We start from the raw sequence: 17,846 nt of genomic DNA, 5'->3' as shown, positions 1-17,846 counted from the left end.
GTCACCCGATGTGCAGCGGGTCGATCTGCACCCGCACCGGCTCATGATTCTGCCGCGCGCTGAGCACACCCACGCCGCGGCGGAGCGCCGCCGCCAGCGCCAGGCCCTGCGCACGGCGCACCCGCACCAGCATCCTGATCACCGGGACGCCGGCGGGCGTGCCGGGCGGCCGGCGCACGCCCGGCGGCAGGTCCACCGGGCCGAGCAGCTCGGCCCCGTCGGGCAGCCTCGCCTCGTCGAGCAGCGCCGTCACCGCCTCGGCGCCGCCGTCGACGGCTGCCATCTGCACGCTGGGCGGCAGGCCGACCTCGGCTCGCGCCGTCAGTTCGGCCTCCGCATGGCCCACCGGGTCCCACCGGATCAGCGATTGCACTGTGGGAATGGATGATTCGGCGACCACCAGCACCACGCCGCCGTCGCCGCGCGCGCGCACCAGCGCGGCGGCGCTCATCCAGCGCCACAGGGCGTCCTCGGCGGCGCGCAGGTCTTGCCGGCCCAGCAGTGCCCAGGTGTCCAGCAGGAGCGCCGCCCCGTACCCGCCGTCGACGCGGGGTTCGGCGCCCGGGGTCGCCACCACCAGCGCCGCGCGGGCGGCCACCTCGCCCACGATGGCGTCGCCCGCCGAGGTGACGACGGGTGTGCCGGCGAAGGCGCGGCCGAGCTCCTCGGCGGTGCGACGGGCCCCCACGACCACCGCGCGCACCGCGTCGGATCCGCAACGCGCGCAGCGCAGCTGCGGCTCGGGGCGACCACACCAGCGGCACACGGCGCCCGGCCCGCGCTCCTGCAGCGACAGTGGACCCGTGCAGTGCCGGCACCGGGCGATGGTGCGGCACCGCCCGCACGCCAGCGACGGGACGTACCCGCGCCGCGGCACCTGGACCAGCACCGGCGCCCCGGCCTGCAGCGACGAACGGGCGGCGCGCAGCGCGATGGACGGGATCCGCGCGGTGCGGGCCGCCGGGTCGCGTTCCTCGGCGTAGCCGCTGTCGTCGAGGGCGACGACCCGCGGGGTGCAGGCGCGCACCACCGGCCGCGCCGCGACGATGTCGTGCGCCCAGCCGCCGCGCACCAGCGCCTGGGCCTCGGCGGTGCGCGCGAAGCCGCCGATCAGCGCCGCGCACCGGGCCTGGTGCGCGCGCAGCATCGCCACCTCGCGGGCGTGCGGGTATGGCGCCCGCGGCTCGGCCAGGCTGTCGTCCGCGTCGGCCCACACCATGACGAGGCCCAGGTCGGACATCGGCGCGAAAACCGCACTGCGGGTGCCGATCACCAGCCGCGCGGTGCCGCGCAGCGCCGCCAGCCAGCGCCGGTAGCGCGCGGCCGGACCGAGCCCCGCCGACAGCGCCACCACGCACTCCTGGTCGATCCGGGCCGTCGCCGCGCCCCACAGCGCGTCGAGGTCGCGCTGGTCGGGCACGATCGCCAGCGCCGCCCGTCCGGCCCGGACGGTTTGCGCGGCCGCCTCGGCAAAGCGGTCCGCCCACGGGTCACCCGGCAGCGCCTGCCAGACGGCCCGGGCGGCGCGCGATTCGGCCAGGGCGGCCAGAAACTGCCCGCCGCGGCCGTAGGCGTCCCAGCCCGACGGGTCGACGGGCGAGACCACCGGCAGCGCGAGGACGCGCGCCGGTTCCCGTTCCACCCGGGCGTGCCGGGGCGGCACCGCCAGCCGCAACACGTCGGGCCGGGTCCCGGCGTAGCGCGCGGCCACCGCGTCCACCAGCCGGCGGATTTCCGGCGTGAGCACCGGTTCGGCCGACACGACGCGGTCCAGCCAGCCGAGCTTGCCGTTGTGGTCGGTGTCGTTGCGGCGCTCCAGCACGAACGCGTCGACCAGCCGGCCGTGGAACCGCACCCGCACCCGAACCCCGGGCTGGGCGTCGTCGGACTGCTCGGCCGACACCAGGTAGTCGAACTCGCGGTCCAGGTGGGGCACCGACAGCATGGGCAGCACCCGGGCGATCGGTTCGACCTCGGGAGTTACCTTGCTGGCCAAGGGAACCGACAACTAGCCTTCGTCGGACCCGGGCTCGTAATCGCCCTCGTACTCGTACTCGTACTCGTATTCGTAATCGGCGTCGTAATCGGGTTCCTCCCGGCCGAAGAAGAACCCCGCCGTGATCAGGACCTGGGCCGCCGCGTACAACCACCAGACCGGCACCGCCAGCGCGTCGTTGTACAGGATGAACCGGCCGATGGCGATCATGGCGTCCGACGCCGCAAAACAGACCGCCCCCACCGCGGTCCAGATCGTCGGCAGGTCCGCCAGCAGCGCCGCGCAGACCATCGCGGTCAGCACGAGCATGTAGAGCGTCACCGGAATCGTCAGCTTGTCGCGGCCCAGATGCGGCCAGAACCAGAGCAACAGCGACATCGTGATGAGGCACATCAGCACGACCGCGGCCAGGCGCGGCCGCGTCGCCCGGGCCAGGGGAACCAGTGCACCCAGGAAACACAAGTGCGCCAACAGGAATGCGGCCAGCCCCAGTCCGAACGACATCGTCCACCACGGGATTGCCAACAGCCAGTCGCCGACGGCCGACAACAGCAGCGCCGGCATCAGCCAGCGCCGCTCGCGGACGATGGGGTGCGCCACCGCGGCCACGGTCAGCAGCAAGGCCATCGACGCCTTGAACGGCGGTTGCAAAACCCAGTGCCCCGTCAAACTCGTTCCCGGCGGCGAGCGCAAGGCGAGCACGGTCAGGTACACGCCGTAGCCGAGGCCCGCCCACCCGGCCACCACCCAGCCACCGGACACCAACCGAGGTGCGTACGGTACTTCCATGCCCAGCTTGGACACCGCGGAGGAAAACCCTGGTATCGACCCCATCTTGCAGAAGGTACTGGATGCGGTTCCGTTCCGGTTAACAACTGACGATGGTGTCGAGGCGGCGCGGCAACGGTTCCGCGACCTGCCCCGGCGTCCGCTGCACCCTGAGCTGAGGGTGGAGGACCGGACGATTCCGGGTCCGGGCGGCGCCATCGGCATCCGGATCTATTGGCCCTCCGGCGATCCCGGCCCCGACGCGCCAGTGGTGCTGTTCTTCCACGGTGGCGGCTTCGTCGTGGGCGACCTCGACACCCACGACGGCACCGCCCGCCAGCATGCGGTGGGCGCCGACGCGATCGTGGTGTCCGTCGACTACCGGTTGGCGCCGGAGCACCCCTACCCCGCCGCAGTCGAAGACGCTTGGGCCGCAACGCTGTGGGTCATCGAGCACGGGCCCGAGCTCGGCGCGGACGCCACCCGGATGGCGGTCGCCGGCGATTCGGCCGGCGGGACGATCGCCGCGGTGACGGCGCAGCGCGCCCGCGCCGCCGATCAAGACGGCCCGGCGATCGCTTTCCAGCTGCTGTGGTATCCGTCCACGCTGTGGGACCCGTCGCTGCCGTCGTTCACCGAAAACGCCACGGCGCCGATCCTCGACGCCCGGGCCGTCGCCGCGTTCTCGCGTTGGTACGCAGGGGAAGTCGACCCGTCGGACCCGCCGCCGGGCATGGCGCCGGGGCGGGCCGAAAACCTGGCCGGCCTGCCGCCGGCCTACATCGGCGTCGCCGGCCACGACCCGCTGCGCGACGACGGCATCCGGTACGGCGAGCTGCTGGCCGCCGCGGGTGTGGCCGTCGAGGTGCACAACGCCGAGACCCTGGTGCACGGCTACCTCGGCTACGCCGGCGTGGTGCCGGCCGCCACCGCGGCTCAGGAGCGGGGGGTGGCCGCACTGCGGAATGCCCTGCATTAACGGCCCGGACGCGTACGGTGAACGGATGATTGAGCCGACCCTCGCCCGACCGAGCATCGATCCGACGCTGAAAATGCTGCTCGATTCGTTCCCGATGACCTTCAACGCCGCAGACGGTGTCGAGGTGGCGCGCTCGAGGCTGCGGCAGCTCAAGGTGCCCCCGGAACTGCTTCCCGATATGCCCATCGAAGAGCGGACGATCGGTCACGGCGAGCTGACCGACATTCCCGTGCGGATCTATTGGCCGGCGAGCGATCGCGGAGCCCTCCCCGTCGTCGTCTTCTACCATGGCGGCGGTTTCTCGCTCGGCGACCTGGAGACGCACGACCCCGTCGCGCGCGCACATGCCGCCGGCGCCGAGGCCATCGTGGTGTCCGTCGACTACCGGCTGGCTCCCGAGCACCCGTTCCCGGCCGGGGTCAACGACTGCTGGGCCGCGCTGCAGTGGGTCGCCGAAAACGCCGCGGAGCTGGGCGGCGACCCGGACCGCATCGCGGTGGCCGGTGACTCGGCGGGCGGCAACCTCGCCGCCGTCATGGCGCACCTGGCCCGGGATAACGGCGGCCCCGCCCTGCGGTTCCAATTGCTGTGGTATCCCACGGTGACCGCCGACCTGTCGCTGCCGTCGCACAGTGAGAACGCCTACGCGCCCATCCTGGATCGCGAGGTGATCGAGGCCTTCCTGTCCTGGTACCTGCCCGATCTGGAGATCACCGACCCGAAGGCCCTGCCGACCACCCTGGCCCCGGCCAACGCGGAGGATCTGTCCGGATTGCCGCCCGCCTTCATCGGGACCGCCGAACACGATCCCCTGCGCGACGACGGAACCCGCTACGCCGAGCTGCTCAACGCCGCGGGCGTGCCCGCCGAACTGAGCCACGAGCCGAACATGGTGCACGGCTACGCCAGCTTCTCGCTGGTGATTCCCGCGGCCGCCGAGGCCACCAACCGAGGGCTGGCCGCGCTGAGGAACGCGCTGCACGGCTAGTCTTCAGGCGAATAAGCGCTGGGCGCAACGCCATACCAGCGCTTGAAGGCGTGCGAGAACGTCGAGACCTCGGTGTAGCCCAGCCGCGTGGACACCTCCTCCACGGTCAGTCCGACGTTGCGCAGCAAGTCCACCGCCACGGTGGAGCGCGCCTCGTTCAGCAGGGCCCGAAACGAGGTGCCCTCCTCGGCGAGTCGCCGGCGCAGCGTCCGCGGATGGATGTCGAGTTCGCCGGCGACGTCGGGAAGGGTGGGGAACACACGGGAATCGCGGAACAGCTTGCTGCGCACCAGCGCGGTGATGCCCCGGCGGCTCTCGCTGCTCTGCATCAGCACGTCGCACTGCGCGATGCACGTCTCGAGCGTGTGGCGATCGGCCTGCGGCAGCGGCTCGTCGAACATGGCCCGCGGAATGCGCACCCGATTGTGCGCCCGGCCGAACGCGACGTCGTGGACCGGAACGAGTTGCAGCAGCGGGCGCAGCAGTTCCTCGTCGACCGCCAGTTCCGCCGATACCTGGTCGGCATATTTCTCCGCGACGGGCAGCACGAAAGTGTTTGTGGTCGCTAGGATTCCGGCGATGTCGCGCTCGATGAAGTAGCCCTGCACGTCCGCGGGCAGGTGGCTGGCGTCGAGCTCGATGACGCACTCCTCGGCGGTTTCGAACAGCGTGAGGCGGATGTGCATCGTGGTCAGCGCGAAATAGCGCATCGCGATGGAAAACAGTTCGCGCAGCGTCCCGCACGACATCACCGCAAAACCGAACAACCCCAAGTGGGTGAGCGTGGACCGGCTGCCCACATCCACGCCGATGCCGGCGTGGTCCGGCAGCCGGGCCAGCACCCGGCGCACCGCCTCGATCTCGTCCAGCGCACTGACCATGGTGTCGGGGTCGTTGAGATCGGCCGGCCCGATCGCGGTGCCCGCCAACACCTCGTTCGTCGAAACCCCGCGTTCGTTGGCCACCTCGCACAACACCCGGGTGGCGTGCACGGGGTGACTCAGCGTCGGCGGTTGGCCCATGCGTTGTCCTAAACTCCCAACTCCCTGTCCGATAATCTCATTAACGGGCCCCGGCGTCATCCATACAGTGGAGTCATGGCGACCCTCACCGCTGAGCGGCCCCTCCCGGGACCCGCCACACGCCTGAGCTCCTGGACGATGACGCGCGAGGCCCTCACCGTCGGATTCGATGTGGGCGACGGATTCATGGGCCGGATATGCGGCATCGACATCGCCCGATTCCGCTGCGCCGGCAGGCGTTTCGTCTCGCTCAATCACCCCGATTACATCGATCACGTGCTGCACGAGGCCCGGCTGAAATACGTCAAGTCACACGAATACGAGCCCATCCGGGCCACCGCGGGCATCAATCTGCTGACCGACGAGGGCGACTCCTGGGCAGCCCACCGCGGCACCCTGAACCCGACCTTCGCGCGACGCCACCTGAACGGGGTCGTCGACCTGATGATCGACCCGATCGCCGGCGTCACCCAAACGGTGCAGCCGGGCGCCCGATTCGACATCCACGAGACGATGGTCGAGGCGACCCTGCGGGTGGTCGCCAACTCGCTGTTCAGCCAGGACTTCGGCCCGTTGGTACAGAGCATGAGCGACCTGGCGACGCGCGGGCTGCGGCACGCCGAGCGGCTGCAGCGACTCGCGTTGTGGGGCCTCATGCCGCGCCCGGTCTACGACGTGCTGAATCGGTGCGTCTTCTCCGGGGTGCGGCTGCCGCCCCCGCTGCGCGACATGCAGGACATCGTGCTCACGCTCGATGAGGCGGTGAACGCGGTCATCGATCATCGGCTGGCGCACCCGGCCGACTCCGCCGACCTGCTCAACGTGTTGCTCTCCGCCGACGGCGGAAGCTGGCCGCGACAGCGGATCCGCGACGAGGCCCTGACGTTCATGCTGGCCGGCCACGAGACCACCGCGAACGCCATGTCCTGGTTCTGGTACCTGATGGCACAGCACACCGAGGCCCGCGACCGGATGCTCGCCGAGATCGACGAGGTGCTGGGCGCTCGCCGCCCGACCGCCGAGGACCTGGGCAGGCTGCCGTGGACCACCGCGTGCCTGCAGGAATCGCAGCGCTACTTCTCCGCGGTGTGGCTCATCGCGCGGCGGGCCATCGACGACGACCTCATCGGCACCCACCACATCCGGCGCGGCACCACCGTCCTCATCCCGATCCACCACATTCACCACGACGAGCGCTGGTGGCCCGACCCGGAGACCTTCGATCCCACCAGGTTTCTGCCATCGCCGAAGGACCGCCCCCGCTCGGCATACCTGCCGTTCGGCGGGGGCCGGCGCATCTGCATCGGGCAGAGCTTCGCCCTGATGGAGATGGTGCTGATCGCGGCGATCATGAGCCAGCGCTTCGCCTTCGACCTCGCCCCCGGCCATCCCGTCGAACTCGAGGCGACGCTGACCCTGCGGCCCAGGCACGGGGTGCACGTCATCGCAAGAGGGCGCGCATGAACCCCGACTACGACACCTTGATCGTCGGCGCCGGATTCTCCGGCATCGGCGCCGCGATCAAGCTCGACAAGGCCAGGCTGTCCAACTACCTCGTGCTCGAGGCCGGCGACGGGGTCGGCGGAACGTGGCACTGGAACACGTATCCCGGTATCGCCGTGGACATTCCGTCGTTCTCCTATCAGTTCTCCTTCGAGCAGAGCCCCCGCTGGTCGCGAACCTACGCACCCGGCCGCGAGCTCAAGGCCTACGCCGAGCACTGCGTCGACAAATACGGCATCCGGTCGCGGATCCGGTTCAACACCAAGGTGCTGTCCGCCGAGTTCGACGACGAGCACCACCTGTGGCGGGTGCAGACCGATCCCGCCGGAGAACTCACCGCCCGGTTTTTGATCAGCGCCAGCGGCGTGCTGACCGTGCCGAAGCTGCCCGACCTCGACGGCGTCGACTCCTTCGCCGGCATCACCATGCACACCGCGCGGTGGGACCACGGCCAGGACCTGACCGGCAAGCGCGTCGCGATCATCGGCACCGGCGCCTCGGCCGTGCAGGTGATCCCCGAGATCGCGCCGATCGTCTCGCACCTCACGGTGTTTCAGCGCACCCCGATCTGGTGCTTTCCGAAGTTCGACGTGCCGCTGCCGGCGCCGGCCCGCTGGGCAATGCGCATGCCTGGGGGCAAGGTCGTCCAGCGGCTGCTCAGCCAGGTCTTCGTCGAGTTCACCTTTTCGCTGGCGGCGCAGTACTTCACGGTGTTCCCGCTGGCCAAGCGGATGGCGGCGGCGGGTCGCAAATATCTGCGGCGGCAGGTCGCCGACCCGGCGGTGCGTGAGAAACTCACGCCGCAATATGCCGTGGGCTGCAAGCGGCCCGGCTTCCACAACGGCTACCTGGCCACGTTCAACCGCGACAACGTCCGGCTGGTCACCGAGCCGATCGACAAGGTGACGCCCGCCGCGGTGGCCACCACCGACGGCGAGGCCCACGAGGTCGACGTGCTGATACTGGCCACCGGCTTCAAGGTGATGGACACCGACAACGTGCCCACCTTCGCGGTCACCGGCAGCGGCGGCAAGTCTTTGAGCCGGTTCTGGGACGAGCACCGGCTGCAGGCCTACGAGGGCGTCAGCGTCCCTCAATTCCCCAACATGTTCAGCGTGTTCGGCCCGTACGGGTACGTCGGCTCGTCGTACTTCGCGCTCATCGAGACGCAGACCCACCACATCGTGCGGTGTCTCAAGCGGGCCCGGCGCGCCGGCGCGACCCGCGTCGAGGTGACCGAGGAGGCCAACGAGCGGTATTTCGCCGAGATGATGCGCAAGCGGCACCGGCAGATCTTCTGGCAGGACAGCTGCAAGCTGGCCAACAGCTACTACTTCGACAAGAACGGCGACGTGCCGCTACGCCCGGCGACCACGCTGGAGACTTACTGGCGCAGCCGGCGGTTCGACCTCGACGACTACCGCTTCACCGCCTGAGGGATCGAGGTCACTTGCGCCCCTGCAGGATTCCCTCGATGTTGCGTTCGGCCAGCGCGGTGATCGACATGAACGGGTTGCAGCCCAGGTAGCCGGGCAGCAACGAGGCGTCGTTGACGTAAAGCTTGTCGTAGCCCTTCACCCTGCCGTAGCCGTCCGTGGCCCTGCCCCTGACCACCCCGCCCATCGGGTGAACGGTGTTGGGCGCGAAGGCCGTTCCCTCGAAGAGGTCGTCGCGGTAGTCCACGCCGTTGGCCTGCGTCACCTTGTCGAACACGAGCTGCGCCCGCTCGCGCAGGTTATCCGTGTGGTCCGCCGGCCAGTCGATGGCGACCGAGTCCTTGGTGCGGTCGTAGACGATGTTCGCGCGGTCGCCGGTGCGCACCATCACGTAGTAGCCGAGCGCGAGGGTCTCCACCGGGAGGGGAAGCGAGAACATGCTGGCGTACACCGGGTTGTCCGGATCGTCCCTGCCGTCGAGGTTGACCATTCCCAGCAGCGACTGCTGGGTGCCCGCCGGATCGCTGGGCTGCAGCATGTGGGAGACCATGATGTCCCCGTTGTTGCCGTATCCGCGGCCGACCTCCTCGCTCAGGTGGGGCAGCGTCCCCGTCTCGCGGGCGCGCAGCAGGATCTCGTTGGTGCCGAGCACCCCGGCACTGAGATAGAGCTCGTCGCAACCGATTTCGGCCCGCGCGACCACCTTGCCGAACCGGTCGATCTCGAGGGTCGACACTACGTATTCGCCGGAGGGCTCGCGCCGGACGCCGGTCACCTCGGTGAGCGGCTTGAGGGTGACCTTTCCCGTCGCCAGCGCCGCCGCGATGTAGGTCTGGTCGACGCTGCCGAACCTGCCGTAGTTGTTGCCGTACTGCTGTTCGAAGTTCAACGCCGAGCGCGGAACCAGTCCCGCTTCTTCGCGCTGCATGTAATCGAACGAATAGGCGCTGCCGTTGTAGTCGACGCGGTAGCCGGCGGCCTCCGCGTACTGCCGACCCACCCTGGCGTATTGGAACCACGGCGTGCTCTCGAACCAGTCCATGTCGCGGTAGCTGATCCGCAGCATGGCTTTGGCGCGTTCGATGTAGGTCCCCAGGAAGGCGTCGGGATCGATGTCGGGGAAGGTGGTCCGGACCTGATCCGGGGTGGGGATGGCCGCGATCGCGGCATTGACCATCGATCCCCCGCCGACGGCCGTTCCGCGGAACACCGCGTGCGCGCCGTGCACGACCCTCTCGCAGATCCCGGCCTGGACCGGCTGCGGCGACGGCGAGTGCCTGGCCACCTGCGCGATGGAAACGCCGCGATACGACGGCACCAGGCTCGGCGGGACTGACGTGAACCACCCGGCGCGGATGTCCGCCGGAACCATCCGCGAAAAACGCTTTCCGTCCGCGTCGGCGCTGTTCCACCACCTGCCCTTTTCCAGGATCAGTGTCTCGATGCCGGCCTGGCCGAGCCGCAACGCCGACACTCCGCCGCCGTACCCGCTGCCGACCACGATGGCCCGGTAATGCGCACGCAGGGGGGTCGCGGCGGCTCGCCGCGTTCCCAGCTCGACGACGCTGGCGCCGAGGGCGCCCGCGGTGACACCCGCGGCGGCACCGAGAAAGCGTCTCCGCGAGAAAGCCATGCCCTGCCTCCGGTCCGAGCAGACTGTGATTTAACTAACCGCGTCTTAAGCATACCCTAGGTATGCTAAATGCGCTAACGTGCGTAGGTATGACAGGTGACCGGCTGTCAATGCGACCGTCAGAATGTTATGGGACGCGTGTGCCACTTTTGTCTCGACTAGGCGCCGCCCGCCGACCGAAGGCCTCCACCGCGCGCTGGAAGCGACCCAAGAAATACCTCTGGCTGCTGGCCGCGGCCGTCCCGGTGCTGCTCTTCCCCTGCTGGGCGGGGGCGCAACACACCGGTTTCGGCGTGTTCTGGTGGGGCGTCCCCATCCTGGCGTTCGTGATCATTCCCGTCCTGGACCACCTGATGGGCCCCGACGTCGTCGACGACCCAGACGACAGCGTCCTCGCCTGGCTGGAAACCAACCGGTTCTACCGCTGGGCCACCTACCTCTACCTCCCCAACCAATACCTGTCGCTGGTGTTCGCCTGCTGGGTGTGGAGTGGCGGCGGTTGGGTCGCTATGGGTTTCGCGGACAAGGTCGGCCTGATGGCCACGGTCGGCCTGGTCGGCGGCCTGGCCATCAACGCCGCCCACGAATTGGGACACACGCGGATACGGGCGGAACGACGCCTGAGCAAGGTCGCGCTCGCACAGACCTGCTACGGGCACTTCTACGTCGAACACAACCGCGGGCACCACGTCCGGGTCGCAACGGCCGAGGACCCCGCCAGCGCGCGCTTGGGCGAGCACCTCTACGCGTTCATCCCACGGTCGGTGCTCGGCGGCCTGCGCTCGGCCTGGCAGCTCGAGGCGGACCGGCTGGCCGGCACCGGCAAACCTCGCTGGTCGCTCCACAACGACGTATTGAACGCATGGCTAATGAGCGGGGCGCTGTTCACCGTACTTTCGGTATGGTTCGGCCCCGTCGTCCTGCCGTGGCTGATCGGCCAGGCGGTCGTCGGCTTTTGCCTGCTGGAGACCGTCAACTACATGGAGCACTACGGGCTGCGGCGGCAGAAGCTGCCCAGCGGCCGCTACGAACGGGTCCAGCCCGCGCACAGCTGGAACAGCAGCTCGGTGATCACGAACGTCCTGCTTTTCCATCTGCAGCGGCATTCCGATCATCACGCCAACCCCCTGCGCCCCTACCAGGTGCTGCGCCATGTCGATGAGGCGCCGCAACTGCCGAGCGGGTACAGCGCCATGCTGCTGGTGGCGGCGCTCCCGCCCCTGTGGCGCCGGGTCATGGACCCGCGGGTGCTCGACTTCTATGGCGGCGACGTCCACCGGGCCGCACTCAAGCCCGGAGGTGGCTGTCCGCGGCCGACGCTACGCTTTCAGGCGTGGCCAAGGAGTTTGCGCGTCTCGATGAGTCGCTGACGGAGTTCATCGGGGATCAGGCCGTCTTCTTCGTTGCCACCGCGCCCGCCGAGGGCGGCCGAATCAACCTCTCCCCCAAGGGCTATCACGACACCTTCGCGGTGCTGGACGAGCACACCGTCGCGTATCTCGATCTGTTCGGCAGCGGCGTCGAAACGATCGCGCACCTGCGAGACAACGGCCGGATCACGATCATGTTCTGCTCGTTCACCCGGAACTCGCGCATCCTGCGGCTGTTCGGCAGCGGTCGCGTCGTGCGCCCGGACGACGCCGAATTCCGCGGTCTGCTAACGCGTTTCGGCGGTGCGCACGCCGGCGTCCGGGCCGTCATCGTCGTCGAGCTCGAACGGATCGCCGACGCCTGCGGATTCGCGGTGCCCTACTACGAGCTCGTCGATGAGCGCCCGGTCCTCGACGCCCATCACGGCAAGGCGTCCGATGCTGCCTTCGCCCGGCTGGCCGAACGCAACCGGCGCAGCATCGACGGGCTGCCCGCGCTGGATGCCGACCACCCCGCGCCCCCACGGCCCTCCTGAGCTGCCGCCGACGCATCGTGTGGGCGCTTCCGTAACGCTTGGCTCGCTCTGAGCGATGGTTGTGCCAAGCGGGGGTCGACGGAAAGGGAGTCCGACGATGTCGTTTGTGTTCGCCATGCCAGAGCAGGTGCAGACGGCAGCAACGCAGTTATCCGGCATCGGATCGACGATCGACTCAGCCACCGCGGCCGCGGCAGCGCAGACCACGCAGGTCCTCGCCGCCGGCGCCGACGAGGTGTCCGGGGCGGTCGCGGCGCTGTTCTCCGGGCACGCCCAGGCCTATCAGGCCTTCAGCGCCCAAGCGGCGGCCTTTCATCAGAGCTTCGTCCAGAGCCTGTCGGCCGGCGCGGCCTCGTACGTCGGCGCCGAAGCGAACAACGCGCTGACCATCGGCAACGACGGCGTCGCCGACCTGGGTTTCGGCAACATCGGCAACGGCAACATCGGCGGCGGCAACGCCGGCAACACCAACCTCGGCGGCGGCAACGCCGGTTACACCAACATCGGCAACGGCAACATCGGCAACGGCAACGCCGGCGCAGGCAACATCGGCTACAGCAACCTCGGTAGCGGCAACACCGGGAGCGCCAACGTGGGTCTCGGCAATGCCGGCAACGCCAACATGGGCGGCGGCAACCTCGGCAACGCCAACACGGGCGCCGGCAACCTCGGCAGCTACAACCAGGGCGCCGGCAACAGCGGCAACGCCAACGTGGGCCTCGCGAACCTGGGCAGCAACAACCTGGGCATCGGCAACAGCGGCAGCAACGACGTCGGCATCGGCCTCAAGGGCGACAACCTGGTCGGCATCGGCGGGCTCAACGCCAACGGCAGCGTCGGCAATGTGGGCTGGGGCAACAACGGCAACCACAACTTCGGGCTGGGCAACACCGGCAACAACAACATCGGCCTCGGGCTGACCGGCGACAACGAAATCGGCATCGGCGGAACGTATTACGACACCGCAACCGGTCAGTTCAGCTTCGGCGGGCTGAACTCCGGCAGCGGCAACACCGGCCTGTTCAACTCCGGCACCGGCAATACCGGCCTGTTCAATTCCGGCGCCGGCAACACCGGCCTGTTCAACAGCGGCACGCACAACTGGGGCTTTTTCAACTCGGGCAACATCAACACCGGCGTCGGCAACACGGGGGACATCAACACCGGGCTGTGGAACGCCGGCTACTCCAACGTCGGCTCGTTCAACGCCGGCTACCAGAACGTCGGCATGGGCGACCCCGGCTTCAGCAACGTCGGCTCGTGGAACGGCGGTGACAACAACATCGGGATGTTCAACGGCTCGTCGGGCAACATCGGCCATCTCAACGGCGGCTACAACAACATCGGCGTCGGCAACGCCGGCGCGTTCAACGTGGGCAGCTTCAACGGGGGCGACGAGAACATGGGCGACTCCAACGCCGGCTGCAGCAACACCGGATCCTTCAACGGCGGCAGCACCAACACCGGTTTCTTCAACGCGGGCAGCACCAACACCGGCCTGTTCAACGCGGGCAGCCTGAACACCGGCGCGGGCAGCCCGTTCACCCAGGCGGTCGCCAACTCGGGCTTCGGCAACACCGGGACCGGCAACTCGGGCTTTTTCAACACCAGCGATGGCAATTCGGGCTTTTACAACTCCGCGACCGGCGGCTTCAACTCCGGCTTCATGAACAGCGGCACGGGCAACAACGACACGGGCGCCTTCAACTCGGGCGGCGGCCAGTTCTCGGTGGGCTTCTCCAACTCCGACAGCGGCAGGTACAACACCGGCTTCGGCAACTCGGGACCCGGGGACTACAACACGGGCGTCTCCAACTCCGGCTACGGCGGCAACAACACCGGCTTCTGGAACACCGACTCGTTCGTCGGCGGCAACACGGGCTGGTTCAACTCGGGCGTCGGTAACAACACCGGCTTCTTCAACTCCGGTGGCGGCTACCCCTTCGACCAGGGGAACTCGGGGTTCGGCAACGCCGGCACCGGCGCCTCGGGGTGGCTTAAACCGCCCGCTTGAGCTCGTCGACCATGTTGAGCTGCTCCCACGGCAGCTCGATGTCGGTGCGCCCGAAGTGGCCGTAGGCCGCGGTCTGCGCGTAGATGGGCCGCAGCAGGTCCAGGTCGCGGATGATCGCGCCGGGCCGCAGGTCGAACACCTCCGGAACGATCTTTTCGATCTTGACCGGGTCGACCGTCGCGGTGCCGAACGTCTCGATGAACAGGCCGACGGGGGCGGCCTTGCCGATGGCGTAGGCCACCTGCACCTCGACCCGCTCCGCCAGGCCGGCGGCGACGATGTTCTTCGCCACCCAGCGCATCGCGTACGCCGCCGAGCGGTCCACTTTGGACGGATCCTTGCCGGAGAACGCCCCGCCACCGTGCCGGGCCCAGCCGCCGTAGGTGTCGACGATGATCTTGCGGCCGGTCAGCCCCGCGTCACCCATCGGGCCGCCGAGGACGAACTTGCCGGTCGGGTTGACCAGCACCCGCGTCGCCGACGAATCCAGGGTCTCGTGGGCCAGCTCGTCCAGCACGGTCTTGAGCACGTGCGCGCGGATGTCGGGGTCCAGCGTCTTCTCCAGGTCGATCCCGTCGGCGTGCTGAGTGGAGACCACCACGGTGTCCAGCCGGACCGGGACATCGTCCTCGTAGGCGATGGTGACCTGCGTCTTGCCGTCCGGGCGCAGGTAGGGCAGCGTCCCGTTCTTGCGGACCTCGGTCAGCTTGCGCGACAGCCGGTGCGCCAGCGCGATGGGAAGCGGCATCAGTTCCGGGGTGTCGTTGATCGCGTAGCCGAACATCAGGCCCTGGTCCCCGGCGCCCTGGGCGTCCAGCGGGTCTTGCTCGCCCTCGACGCGCGCCTCGTAGGCGGTGTCGACGCCCATGGCGATGTCGGGCGATTGCGCGCCGATGCCGATGTTCACCCCGCACGACGCCCCGTCGAAGCCCTTGTCCGACGAGTCGTAGCCGATGTCGAGGATGCGGGCGCGGACCGTGTTGGTGATGTCGGCGAACGCCTCCTTGGCCGTCGTCGTCACCTCACCGACCACGTGCACCTGCCCGGTGGTCACCAGCGTCTCGACGGCCACCCGTGAGCGGGGGTCCTCCGCGAGGAGCGCGTCGAGGACCGAGTCGCTGATCGCGTCACAGATCTTGTCGGGATGCCCTTCGGTCACCGACTCACTGGTAAACAGCCGACCCTTTTCGCTCACAGTCTCTATCCTTCCAATAGTTAGTTAGTCGAATAATATCTTCCGGCGTCAGCCGGCGCCCGCGCGGGCGCCGTAGCGAAGTAAACCCCGTTACCCGCTGTGGCCGTGCAGGAACGCCACGATCGCATCCACGATACGGCTGGCCATCAGCGTCTTGGAGCCGTGCGGCAGCGCCGACTCGGTGCCGTCGGAAGCCAGCAGCCAGCCGTCGTTGCTGTCCACCTCGAACGCCTTGTTGTCGCCGACGGCATTGACCACCAACAGGTCACATCCCTTGCGCCGCAGCTTTTCCCGGGCGTGGAACAGCACGTCGCCGTTGGCGTCGCCGGTCTCGGCGGCAAACCCCACGATGGCGCGCATGTTCGGCAGCTGCCCATGCGCGCGCGCCCGCACCGCCCCGGCCAGCACGTCGTCGTTGCGCACCAGTTCGATCGTCGGCGCCGCGGCGTCGTCTGTGGCGCGCTTCTTGATCTTGGCTGCGGCGACCTGAGCGGGCCGGAAGTCGGCGACCGCGGCCGCCATCACCAGCACGTCGGCCTCGGGCGCGTGCTTGGACACGGCCTCGCCGAGTTGCTGCGCGGAGCTGACCTGCACCACGTTGACGCCGGCGGGGTCGATCAGGCCGGCGGTGTGCCCGGCGATCAGGGTGACCTCGGCGCCGCGCTGGGCGGCGACCCGCGCCACCGCATAGCCCTGCTTGCCGGAGCTGCGGTTACCGATGAAGCGCACCGGGTCGATCGGTTCGCGGGTGCCGCCGGCGGTGACCAGCACCCGGCGGCCGGCGAGGTCGTATGTCAGCGCGTCGTGGCGCTCCAGCAGCAGCTGGGCCAGGGTGGTGATCTCCTCGGCCTCGGGCAGCCGTCCCGCCCCGCTGTCGGCGCCGGTGAGCCGCCCGTACGCGGGTTCCAGCACCACCGCGCCGCGGCGGCGCAGCGTGGCCACGTTGTCGGCGGTGGCCGGGTGCAACCACATCTCGGTGTGCATTGCCGGCGCGAACAGCACGGGGCAGCGCGCGGTCAGCAGCGTGGCGGTCAGCAGGTCGTCGGCGCGGCCGGCAACGGCCCGGGCCAGCAGGTCGGCGGTGGCGGGCGCCACCACCACCAGATCGGCCTGCTTGCCGAGCTGTACGTGCGGCACCTCCGGAACGTCGTCGAAGACGCCGGTGCGCACCGGCTGGCCCGACAGCGCCTCGAAGGTGGCCGCGCCCACGAAGCGCAGCGCGGACTCGGTGGGGATGACGCGGACGTCGTGGCCGGCCTCGGCGAGCTGACGAACGACGGTGCACGCCTTGTAGGCGGCGATGCCCCCGGAGACGCCGACTATGACCTGTTTAGCGATGCGCTCGCGGTCCACAGCGCGCCCGGCCCGCCTGTTACTCGCCCTCGGTGTGTTCGAGAAGGTCGGCGTGGATCTCGCGCAGCGCGATGGATAGCGGCTTTTCCTGCAGCCCGGGCTCGACGAGCGGGCCGACGTATTCGAGGATGCCCTCGCCGAGCTGGTTGTAGTAGTCGTTGATCTGGCGGGCCCGCTTGGCCGCGTAGATCACCAGGGCGTACTTGCTGGACACGCGGTCCAGCAACTCGTCGATGGGCGGGTTGGTGATGCCCAGCGGGGTGTCGTAGGCGCTTTGTCCGCCTGCCGACGGATCGAACTGGTCCACGGCGGTCAGCGTCGCGTCGGACTGGGGATTGCTCACGTAGGTCTATCTCCTGGCGGATTGGAGTCGATTGAATCTGGTGTGGCTGCGGCGATGTCCGGCGCAGTTCCCACCAGCAAGGATACCAATTCGGCGCACGCAGACTCCAATCGACTGTTGACCACCACCTCGTCGAAGTCATCCTGGGCCGCCATTTCGACGCGGGCGGTGTCGAGGCGGCGCCGGATGGCCTCCGGTGTCTCGGTGCCGCGGCCGACCAGCCTGGCCTGCAGGTCCTCCCAGCTGGGCGGGGCGAGAAACACGGTGGTCGCCTCGGGCATCGCCTTCTTGACCGCCCGGGCACCGGCCAGATCGACCTCGATGAGCACGGGCAGCCCGGACTCGGTGGCGGCCCGCACCGGCTCGGCCAGGGTGCCCGATCGGTGCAGCCCGCCGTGGATCTCCGCCCATTCCAGCAGGGCGCCCCCGTCGATCAGCTCCTGAAAGCGGGCGGGGGTGACGAAGTGGTAGTCGACGCCGTCGACCTCGCCGGGCCGCGGCGCCCGGGTCGTGGCGGACACGCTGAACCGCAGATTGGGGATCCGCTCACGCAGACACCGCACCACGGTTGACTTGCCGACCGCGGAGGGACCGGACAGCACGACCACACGCCCCTTGCCGGTTGGCTCGGGGCGTGCCCCCTGCGCGACGTCCGGCCCCTCGCCGGCGCTCACTGGCGCCCTTGGGTCGGTGCCCCCACAGGCCGTTCG

Annotated in this window: 15 protein-coding genes; 7 read left to right on the top strand and 8 right to left on the bottom strand. The window is 69.2% G+C overall.

The window, feature by feature from the left end; translation table 11 throughout:
• Nucleotide 1: 1 nt before the first annotated feature.
• Both A5787_RS25030 and A5787_RS25025 read right to left on the bottom strand, forming a co-directional pair.
• Nucleotides 2-1,945: a primosomal protein N' gene (locus A5787_RS25030; protein WP_066972118.1), complete on the bottom strand. Its 1,944-nt coding sequence runs from the start codon at nucleotides 1,943-1,945 to the stop codon at nucleotides 2-4.
• 63 nt (nucleotides 1,946-2,008) lie between these two features.
• Nucleotides 2,009-2,785, bottom strand: a complete 777-nt coding sequence (locus A5787_RS25025; RefSeq protein ID WP_082977439.1) for a lysoplasmalogenase — start codon at nucleotides 2,783-2,785, stop codon at nucleotides 2,009-2,011.
• Between A5787_RS25025 and A5787_RS25020 the strand changes: the two genes are divergently transcribed.
• Together A5787_RS25020 and A5787_RS25015 are read left to right on the top strand one after the other, a co-directional pair.
• On the top strand, nucleotides 2,784-3,743 hold the full coding sequence (locus tag A5787_RS25020) for an alpha/beta hydrolase (protein WP_066972085.1): 960 nt from the start codon (nucleotides 2,784-2,786) through the stop codon (nucleotides 3,741-3,743). The genes A5787_RS25025 and A5787_RS25020 overlap by 2 nt on opposite strands.
• A gap of 25 nt (nucleotides 3,744-3,768) precedes the next feature.
• Complete coding sequence (locus tag A5787_RS25015; protein WP_066972082.1) at nucleotides 3,769-4,731, top strand: alpha/beta hydrolase; 963 nt, start codon at nucleotides 3,769-3,771, stop codon at nucleotides 4,729-4,731.
• Here A5787_RS25015 and A5787_RS25010 read toward each other — a convergent pair.
• Complete coding sequence (locus tag A5787_RS25010; protein ID WP_066972081.1) at nucleotides 4,728-5,753, bottom strand: AraC family transcriptional regulator; 1,026 nt, start codon at nucleotides 5,751-5,753, stop codon at nucleotides 4,728-4,730. The two genes, A5787_RS25015 and A5787_RS25010, sit on opposite strands and share 4 nt — an antisense overlap.
• A gap of 75 nt (nucleotides 5,754-5,828) precedes the next feature.
• On the opposite strand from A5787_RS25010, the gene A5787_RS25005 reads away from it, so the two are divergent.
• Together A5787_RS25005 and A5787_RS25000 are read left to right on the top strand one after the other, a co-directional pair.
• The gene (locus A5787_RS25005; RefSeq protein WP_066972079.1) at nucleotides 5,829-7,217 is read left to right on the top strand and encodes a cytochrome P450; all 1,389 of its coding nucleotides are present in this window, start codon (nucleotides 5,829-5,831) and stop codon (nucleotides 7,215-7,217) included.
• On the top strand, nucleotides 7,214-8,692 hold the full coding sequence (locus A5787_RS25000; RefSeq protein ID WP_066972077.1) for an NAD(P)/FAD-dependent oxidoreductase: 1,479 nt from the start codon (nucleotides 7,214-7,216) through the stop codon (nucleotides 8,690-8,692). The genes A5787_RS25005 and A5787_RS25000 overlap by 4 nt, the downstream gene beginning before the upstream one ends.
• Nucleotides 8,693-8,702: 10 nt before the next feature.
• Here the strand turns inward: A5787_RS25000 and A5787_RS24995 are convergent, their stop codons facing one another.
• Nucleotides 8,703-10,325 (bottom strand): GMC oxidoreductase, encoded by a 1,623-nt coding sequence (locus tag A5787_RS24995; protein WP_066972075.1) that lies wholly within the window; start codon nucleotides 10,323-10,325, stop codon nucleotides 8,703-8,705.
• 140 nt (nucleotides 10,326-10,465) lie between these two features.
• On the opposite strand from A5787_RS24995, the gene A5787_RS24990 reads away from it, so the two are divergent.
• From A5787_RS24990 to A5787_RS24980, 3 genes are all read left to right on the top strand, one after another.
• The gene (locus tag A5787_RS24990; protein ID WP_066972073.1) at nucleotides 10,466-11,695 is read left to right on the top strand and encodes an alkane 1-monooxygenase; all 1,230 of its coding nucleotides are present in this window, start codon (nucleotides 10,466-10,468) and stop codon (nucleotides 11,693-11,695) included.
• Nucleotides 11,659-12,231, top strand: a complete 573-nt coding sequence (locus A5787_RS24985; protein ID WP_066972071.1) for a pyridoxamine 5'-phosphate oxidase family protein — start codon at nucleotides 11,659-11,661, stop codon at nucleotides 12,229-12,231. The genes A5787_RS24990 and A5787_RS24985 overlap by 37 nt, the downstream gene beginning before the upstream one ends.
• 97 nt (nucleotides 12,232-12,328) lie before the next feature.
• Complete coding sequence (locus A5787_RS24980; protein ID WP_066972069.1) at nucleotides 12,329-14,245, top strand: PE family protein; 1,917 nt, start codon at nucleotides 12,329-12,331, stop codon at nucleotides 14,243-14,245.
• On the opposite strand, the gene metK is transcribed toward A5787_RS24980, so the two are convergent.
• The 4 genes from metK to gmk form a co-directional block, all read right to left on the bottom strand.
• Nucleotides 14,229-15,440, bottom strand: coding sequence for a methionine adenosyltransferase (gene metK, locus A5787_RS24975; RefSeq protein WP_066972067.1), 1,212 nt, complete (start codon nucleotides 15,438-15,440; stop codon nucleotides 14,229-14,231). The genes A5787_RS24980 and metK overlap by 17 nt on opposite strands.
• A gap of 90 nt (nucleotides 15,441-15,530) precedes the next feature.
• Nucleotides 15,531-16,793 (bottom strand): bifunctional phosphopantothenoylcysteine decarboxylase/phosphopantothenate--cysteine ligase CoaBC, encoded by a 1,263-nt coding sequence (gene coaBC, locus A5787_RS24970; protein WP_066972065.1) that lies wholly within the window; start codon nucleotides 16,791-16,793, stop codon nucleotides 15,531-15,533.
• Nucleotides 16,794-16,812: 19 nt separating this feature from the next.
• Complete coding sequence (gene rpoZ / locus A5787_RS24965; RefSeq protein WP_066972063.1) at nucleotides 16,813-17,136, bottom strand: DNA-directed RNA polymerase subunit omega; 324 nt, start codon at nucleotides 17,134-17,136, stop codon at nucleotides 16,813-16,815.
• On the bottom strand, nucleotides 17,133-17,810 hold the full coding sequence (gmk, locus tag A5787_RS24960) for a guanylate kinase (RefSeq protein ID WP_082977437.1): 678 nt from the start codon (nucleotides 17,808-17,810) through the stop codon (nucleotides 17,133-17,135). The genes rpoZ and gmk overlap by 4 nt, the downstream gene beginning before the upstream one ends.
• Between the last annotated feature and the right edge of the window lie 36 nt (nucleotides 17,811-17,846).

Origin of the sequence: Mycobacterium sp. 852002-50816_SCH5313054-b (genome assembly GCF_001667185.1) — a bacterium.
Taxonomy (GTDB): Bacteria; Actinomycetota; Actinomycetes; order Mycobacteriales; family Mycobacteriaceae; genus Mycobacterium.
Note: the sequence above shows the minus strand (reverse complement) of the source record. Positions and strands in the feature narration are given on the sequence as shown.